Raw genomic sequence first — 7,310 nt, forward strand, 5'->3', positions numbered from 1 at the left:
AATCTATGCTGACAACTGGATTTATAGAGGATGTACCACTAAAATTTTCCTCGATATAGCAGCAATTTAGTAATAAACTTTGCACCAGATCTCAGATATGAGTTTCTTTTGTAAAACGCAAAACAGTAGTTTACGTATAAATACAAATGACTCGGACCGACCGAATCAACAAGCCGAAGCATCCATATAATGATAAGAGCGCTGCCATAGACGCTTAAGGAATCTGCAACATGGCCTTGAAAGATGCAATGCCTTCTGTACTACTTGAAAATGTAGTCAACTTAATTCACACAAAAATCCCTCATTCTCAAGCTAAACAAGTGGAGCAATTTGCAAATTGCCTCTATGCCCATATGTCAAAAGACGATCTTAATGTTCGTAATGACAGCGATTTATATGGTGCTGTAGTGAGCCTTTGGAATGCGCTTAATAAAACTGCACCGAATGACACCCACATTCGCGTGTTTAACCCAAGCCAGGCAAAACATGGTTGGCAGTCAACTCACAGTATTATCGAGATTATTCAACCCGATATGCCGTTTTTAGTTGACTCATTATCCATGGCGTTAAATCGGATGGGTATTACAGCTCATGTGATGTTACATACGCCGTTGGCCGTAAGCCGTGAAAGCAATATTGTTTCTGGAGTGTCTTTTTTAAATGACGCGACTGAGGACAGTGGCAGTATTGCAGTATTTTTGATTGAAATTGATAAGCAAAATAGCGATGCCGACATTAAAACGATAGAAAAAGAAATACAGTCGGTACTTGCAGATGTTGCCGCGTCGGTACACGACTGGCAATTAATGACAGACAGATTAACGGACACTATCTCACAATTACCTTCTCGCCCTTTTCCTGGTGCAAAAGCTGAATTACAAGAGTCTATTGATTTTTTAAATTACTTAAACGCGCACCATTTCACGTTATTAGGTTATCGTTACTACGAACTTAAGCGCGTAGAAGGCGATGTTGAACTTGTGCCCGATCTTGAATCAAGCCTTGGGTTAATGAACCGTTCTAAACACTCTCATTCAGAGCGTGGGTTATTATTATCGACGTTATCCGATACCGCCCGTAAAGAAGCGCTAAATGAGAGCCTATTAGTATTAACCAAAAGTTCTGCTAAAAGCCGCGTACATCGTCCGGCTTATGTCGATTACGTGGGCGTTAAGCGTTTTGACAAAGAAGGCAACGTGATTGGTGAAGATCGGTTTATCGGTTTATATGCCTCTAATTTATATAACCGTAGCCCACGCGAAATACCGCTATTAGGTGAAAAGGTCCAACGTATCCTTGATAATTCAGGGTTAACACCGCGCTCGCACGATTACAAAGCGTTAATGAATATTCTTGAAAACTTGCCACGCGATGAGTTAATTCAAGCCAAAGATCATGAGCTGGCTGCTATGGCTCATGGCGTTTTGGAAATGCAAGACCGTGATAAATTAAAACTATTTGTTCGCAAAGATGGCTTTGGCCGTTTCTTATCGTGTTTAGTTTATGTGTCTAAAGACCGCTACAACACTAAGTTGCGTCAAGATACCCAACGGATTTTGGCTCAACATTTCAATAGTAATGAAGACGTTGAGTTCACAACCTACTTTTCTGAGTCAACGTTGGCTCGAACTCATTACATTATCAAAGTTGATAATAACAATATGGATGTTGATGTGGCTGCAATTGAAAAAAATCTCATCGAAGCCGCTCGCTCATGGGAAGACAAGTTACACACAGCGTTAAATAATGAAGTGGGTGAGCAAGCGGGTACAGGGTTAACTAAACGCTATTTAAATGCGTTCCCGCAAAGCTATAAAGACGATGTTCTTCCAAGCTCTGCCGTAGTTGATATGCAACACTTAGAAGCATTAGACGACGGCCATAAACTGGGCATGTTGTTCTATCAGCCACAAGAAACAACATTAAACGACAATAAAGTCCGCTTAAAGCTATTCCATAAAGACGAACCGATTCATTTGTCTGACGTGTTACCAATGCTTGAAAACTTTGGTTTGCGCGTGATTAATGAACGTCCATATGAAGTGAAAACCAATGACGGTGCGACTTTCTGGATTTTAGATTTCTTAATGACGGTGCAAGGTGCTGCAACAGAGAATCTTGCAGACAGCCAAGATCGTTTCCAAAATGCATTGTTACAAGTGTGGCAAAAGAAACTTGAAGATGATGGTTTTAACCGCATGGTGTTGTCTACTGGGTTAAGCGGTCGCGAAGTGTCTATTTTACGCGCTTATGCCAAGTATATGCGTCAAATTGATGCAACCTTCAGTCAGTCTTATATCGAAGAGACATTCAGCCGTTATCCTAAACTGGCTGATTTACTGGTGAAAATGTTCATCCGTAAGTTTAATCCTAAGCTTAAAACGCGCACGTTGAGTAAGTTCCTAGAACAAATTGATATTCAGCTCGATGATGTGTCAAGTCTTGATGATGACCGTATTATTCGTCGTTATCTAGATTTAATTAACGCAACACTGCGGACTAACTTTTATCAAACCGCAGTGGGCGGCGTAACAAAAGATTATATTTCATTTAAGTTTGCACCTGGCTTAATCCCTGAAATGCCAAAGCCGTTGCCTAAATTTGAAATTTTCGTGTATTCACCGCGTGTTGAAGGCGTACATTTACGCGGCGGAAAAGTGGCTCGTGGTGGTTTGCGTTGGTCAGATCGCCGTGAAGACTTCCGTACAGAAGTATTAGGCCTTGTTAAAGCACAACAAGTTAAAAACACCGTGATTGTGCCTGTTGGAGCAAAAGGTGGATTTGTGTGTAAGCAGCTGCCGACAGAAGGTGGCCGCGAAGCATTTTTCACAGAAGGGCAAGAATGTTACCGCATCTTTATTCGTGCGTTATTAGATATTTCTGACAACATTATTAATGGCGAAGTCGTTCCTCCTGTTGATGTGGTGCGTCACGATGAAGACGATGCTTACCTCGTTGTTGCCGCAGATAAAGGTACTGCAACGTTCTCTGACATTGCCAACGCTATTGCAATAGAATACAACTTCTGGTTAGGTGATGCGTTTGCCTCTGGTGGCAGTAACGGTTATGACCACAAAAAGATGGGGATCACTGCGCGTGGTGCGTGGGAATCAGTCAAACGTCATTTCCGTGAAATTGGCGTGGATTGTCAAACAACTCCCTTTACTGCTTTAGCCATTGGTGACATGGCCGGAGACGTATTTGGTAATGGTATGTTGTTATCTGAGCAAACTCAGCTAGTGGCAGCCTTTAACCATATGCATATCTTTATTGATCCCACGCCAAATATTGAACAAAGTTATATTGAGCGTCAGCGTTTATTTGCGTTGCCTCGTTCAAGCTGGGAAGACTACAATGCCAAACTGATTTCTAAAGGCGGCGGCATTTTCTTGCGCTCAGCCAAGTCAATTAAATTGACACCAGAAATTAAAAAGATGCTGGCGACTGAAAAAGACAGCATGAATCCAACTGAACTGATGAAAGAGCTGCTGAAAATGCCAGTGGATCTTATTTGGAACGGTGGTATCGGTACTTACGTTAAGTCGAGCAAAGAAACCCATGCCGAAGTGGGCGATCGTGCAAACGACACGTTACGTGTTAACGGTAAAGAAGTACGCGCAAAAATCATTGGTGAAGGTGGCAACCTAGGTTGTACCCAGTTAGGTCGTATTGAATACTGTGCTAACGGTGGCCGCATGAACACAGATTTCGTCGATAACGTCGGCGGGGTTGATTGTTCAGACAATGAAGTGAACATCAAAATCTTCTTGAACACGTTAGTCGCTGAAGGAGAGTTGACGGTTAAACAACGTAACCGTTTACTTGAAGATATGACCGATGAAGTGAGCGACATTGTCATTCAAGACTGTAAAGACCAAACTCGCACCATTTCGGTGACTCAAGTACATGGTGTATCACAGCTTAAAGAGCAAATCCGCTTTATTCAGTACCTTGAAAAAGATGGCAAACTAGACCGTGCCCTCGAGTTTTTACCAAACGATGATGACTTAGCTGAACGTTTAGCTAATGGCCGTGCATTAACGCGTCCAGAACTGTCAGTATTAGTGGCTTACGCTAAGATGGTACTTAAAGAGCAATTAGTGACGCCAGAAATCACTGAAGATGCATTTTTAAGTAAATTGTTAGTGGCTTATTTCCCGAAAAAGTTACAAGCCAAATATGCCGATAGAATGACAGCGCATCCACTGCGTGGTGAAATTATTGCAACGTCATTAGCCAATGAGTTAGTGAATGATATGGGCTTTAATTTTGTACAACGTATGCAAGATGAGACCGGTGCAACAGTTGCCGAAGCCGCAATTTGTTATACTATGGCCCGAGAAGTGTTTGGACTTGATGAGTTAACCACTTCAATTACGGATTTAAATGGTGTCGTACCTGCCCATGTGCAAGGTGAAATGTTACACCAATTACGCCGTAATATGCGCCGTGCATGTCGCTGGTTTATTCGTCACCGTAATCGTGCCCATGATATTGAGCAAACCGTCGCCTTCTTTAAGCCAGTATTTGAACAGCTTAAAGCTAACGTTGAACAGTACATGATTGAAGCCGAAGTGACTGCCATTTCTGCTGAGATTTCTGCACTAACCAACGAAAATGTACCAGAGTCAGTAGCGCAAATTGTCTCAAAAATGAGCACGTTATTCTCTGCGTTAGACATTGCCCAAATCGCGCAACTTGAAGACAAAACGCTTGAGTTAGTGTCTGAAACATACTTTAAACTCGGCGCTAAAGTTGAACTGCATTGGTTTTTAGAGCAAATCAGTGCTCAACCGGTTGCGAACCATTGGCAAGCGCTTGCCCGTGCAGCATTTAGAGAAGAGTTAGATTGGCAACAACGTGCGTTAAGTTCTGCTGTATTACGTACGTGTTCTGATAACTGCGATGCAGACAGTGTCATTAATGAATGGATAACACTCAATAAGCCATTGCTGGAGCGTTGGTATCATATGCTTTCTGATTTTAAAGTTTCTCAAAATCATGAATTTGCTAAGTTCTCAGTCGCCCTAAGAGAACTGAACTTACTGATTTTACATTGCGAAGGTCAGAAGTAATTTGATACCCAAACAACCTGAAGATGTTCGATTTCAGCAAGAGTTTACACACGTTTAGGCAAGGCATTGATTGCGGGTAATGGTTGTTCCCTTTCCAAAATCAATAATGCAGCATAAACGCGTGTAAAACTTGCCCCTTGGGAGTTTCACAGTGTTTCCTTGATTATTAAATCAAGAGCGTTGTTGCGTTAATTTATAAGGTACCTACATTACCGCATTAACGCGCCTAGTATTGAAAACACGGTTAAGTTCTGAAACACGTATCTTCAAGTAGTTTAGGTATATAATGTAAACAAGCCCTGGCGATTGCCGGGGCTTTTTTTAGGTCTAGGAGAAACCATGTTTTACACACTCGCACAAAAAGTCATGTTTCAGATGGACCCAGAGCTAGCGCATAACCTCGCGATTGGCAGTTTGAAAATGACCGGAAATACACCGTTAAATTGTTTTTATCGCCAACACGTTAAATCAGCACCTGTAACGTGCATGGGGCTAACATTTCCTAACCCTGTAGGGCTTGCTGCAGGTATGGACAAAGATGGCGAGTCGATGGATGCGTTTCACGCGATGGGATTTGGCCATATTGAAGTCGGTACTGTAACGCCTCGTCCACAGCCTGGTAATGACCAACCTCGTTTGTTTAGACTAAAGCCAGCGAAAGGCATTATCAATCGCATGGGCTTTAATAATAAAGGCGTTGATAATTTAGTGCGCAATCTGATGGCTAAAAAATCAGATATTATGGTGGGTGTTAATATTGGCAAAAATAAAGACACACCAGTAGAGCAGGGCAAAGAAGACTACCTTATTTGCATGGAAAAAGTGTATCAATACGCCAGCTATATCGCAGTGAATATTTCATCACCTAATACGCCCGGTTTACGTGCAATGCAATACGGTGAATTATTAGATGATTTACTGAGTTCAATTAAACACAAACAACAAGAACTCGCCGACAAATACGGCAAATATGTCCCTGTAGCGTTAAAAATTGCCCCTGATTTAACTGGTGATGAAATCCAAGCCATTGCTGACTCGTTAATTAATAATCAAATTGATGGCGTTATCGCAACCAATACCACATTAAATCGTGATGCTGTAACAGGATTGTTGCATGCAGAGGAAACCGGCGGCTTAAGTGGTAAACCTTTGACTGATTTATCGACTCAAGTGATCAAACAATTGTCGATCTGTTTACAAGGTAAGATCCCGATCATTGGTGTGGGTGGGATCAATAGTGCCGAAGATGCACTGGCTAAATTTGATGCCGGCTCTACGATGGTACAAATTTATTCAGGTTTTATTTATCAGGGTCCAAAATTAATTGATCAGATCGTTAATGCCTATTGTGCAAAATAGCATCTAAATTGCTAAGTTATTGATCAAAAATCATGCCGCGATCGAACTTTTGATCGTTCGATCGCGCTAACATCCTGATACTTATGTTATAATTTATAATTAAATTTTGATATTGCGTGAAAATTCATCTATTATGCTCTGGTGTTCATTTTAATTTAGGTGCAGACGGCCATGTTATTAATGCCAAATAAGGACTGGCATTGGGAATACAATGAGACTTGCAAGCAGTTGAGTATTTCATTGGGTTCCGAGATGGAGTTCTTAACCCCATACAAGTCAAAAATCCTCATTCCAGATGCATTAATCGCAACTGAATTCAGTATTGAACACGCAAAATTTTACATTAAAATGCTCGAAACTCTGCCTAAAGTACTGCATGTCTCTGATGCGGGTATTGTACAAACAGCGTTAAATGCTACAGCCGCCCATTTTTTATTACAATCACAGATGCCTAAATCTTGGTTTTTTGATGAAAGTGATGAATGCGTATTTTGCGACATCGGCAAATTATTTCAGTTAAGGTGCGGTTATTCTAAAGTGTTAGCGCTTGTAATCGATAATGGTTTACAGGCTGCCACCGTGATGATTTTATCTCAGCAATGCCAGTTATCAGACAGTAAATCATTATCTCAGTTTGATACCATTAAAGTGATGCATAATCGTTTACATCCATTACGTAAAGCCCGGCAAGTTGTTGCAGCATAGTAGATAACTGACGACTACAATTGACTATTTTGACTTAACACCACCCTGAAATGCTGTACATTAAGTTCAGCATTTTTGTTTTCTGTTGCATAACGACTAAGCTACATAATACCAATTCCATTAATTATGTGACCAATCAGAGTCACTCAGATTGTTCAGTTTGAGGCGCAT

At 41.2% G+C, this 7,310-nt stretch carries 3 protein-coding genes; all 3 read left to right on the forward strand.

All coding sequences use genetic code 11. The features are described 5' to 3' along the window. Window positions 1–230: 230 nt before the first annotated feature. Window positions 231–5,075, forward strand: coding sequence for an NAD-glutamate dehydrogenase (locus tag IEY42_RS09035; protein ID WP_188924930.1), 4,845 nt, complete (start codon window positions 231–233; stop codon window positions 5,073–5,075). Between the two features lie 339 nt (window positions 5,076–5,414). Continuing rightward, entirely contained in the window at window positions 5,415–6,434 is a 1,020-nt protein-coding gene (gene pyrD, locus IEY42_RS09040) for a quinone-dependent dihydroorotate dehydrogenase (protein ID WP_188924931.1), read from the forward strand. Between the two features lie 171 nt (window positions 6,435–6,605). Further along, a complete protein-coding gene (locus IEY42_RS09045) occupies window positions 6,606–7,139 on the forward strand; it encodes a cell division protein ZapC (protein WP_188924932.1) in 534 nt (177 codons plus the stop codon). The last annotated feature ends 171 nt before the right edge of the window (window positions 7,140–7,310 follow it).

Source organism: Shewanella algicola (genome assembly GCF_014648035.1).
Taxonomy (GTDB): Bacteria; Pseudomonadota; Gammaproteobacteria; order Enterobacterales; family Shewanellaceae; genus Shewanella; species Shewanella algicola.